The organism is Streptomyces sp. NPDC048288, from assembly GCF_043201555.1.
Classification (GTDB): Bacteria; Actinomycetota; Actinomycetes; order Streptomycetales; family Streptomycetaceae; genus Streptomyces.
The window spans coordinates 1-1,064 of sequence record NZ_JBICZD010000040.1 but is presented as its reverse complement, the minus strand read 5'-3'; the positions used below and the strand labels follow the sequence as shown (position 1 = coordinate 1,064).

1 rRNA gene is annotated in these 1,064 nt (G+C 56.8%); it reads right to left on the bottom strand.

Features of this window, described 5'->3' with window-relative positions:
• Positions 1 to 1,064, bottom strand: a 23S ribosomal RNA gene (locus ACGFZS_RS49720); the annotation flags it as partial.

Sequence of the window (1,064 nt, the reverse complement as noted above, 5' to 3'; positions counted from 1 at the left end):
GGTGGGAGTCCTCATCTCGAAGCAGGCTTCCCGCTTAGATGCTTTCAGCGGTTATCCCTCCCGAACGTAGCCAACCAGCCATGCCCTTGGCAGAACAACTGGCACACCAGAGGTTCGTCCGTCCCGGTCCTCTCGTACTAGGGACAGCCCTTCTCAAGACTCCTACGCGCACAGCGGATAGGGACCGAACTGTCTCACGACGTTCTAAACCCAGCTCGCGTACCGCTTTAATGGGCGAACAGCCCAACCCTTGGGACCGACTCCAGCCCCAGGATGCGACGAGCCGACATCGAGGTGCCAAACCATCCCGTCGATATGGACTCTTGGGGAAGATCAGCCTGTTATCCCCGGGGTACCTTTTATCCGTTGAGCGACGGCGCTTCCACAAGCCACCGCCGGATCACTAGTCCCGACTTTCGTCCCTGCTCGACCCGTCGGTCTCACAGTCAAGCTCCCTTGTGCACTTACACTCAACACCTGATTGCCAACCAGGCTGAGGGAACCTTTGGGCGCCTCCGTTACTCTTTAGGAGGCAACCGCCCCAGTTAAACTACCCATCAGACACTGTCCCTGATCCGGATCACGGACCCAGGTTAGACATCCAGCACGACCAGACTGGTATTTCAACGACGACTCCCCCCGAACTGGCGTCCGGAGTTCACAGTCTCCCAGCTATCCTACACAAGCCGAACCGAACACCAATATCAAACTGTAGTAAAGGTCCCGGGGTCTTTCCGTCCTGCTGCGCGAAACGAGCATCTTTACTCGTAGTGCAATTTCACCGGGCCTATGGTTGAGACAGTCGAGAAGTCGTTACGCCATTCGTGCAGGTCGGAACTTACCCGACAAGGAATTTCGCTACCTTAGGATGGTTATAGTTACCACCGCCGTTTACTGGCGCTTAAGTTCTCAGCTTCGCCCCACCGAAATGGAGCTAACCGGTCCCCTTAACGTTCCAGCACCGGGCAGGCGTCAGTCCGTATACATCGCCTTACGGCTTCGCACGGACCTGTGTTTTTAGTAAACAGTCGCTTCTCGCTGGTCTCTGCGGCCACCCCCAGCTC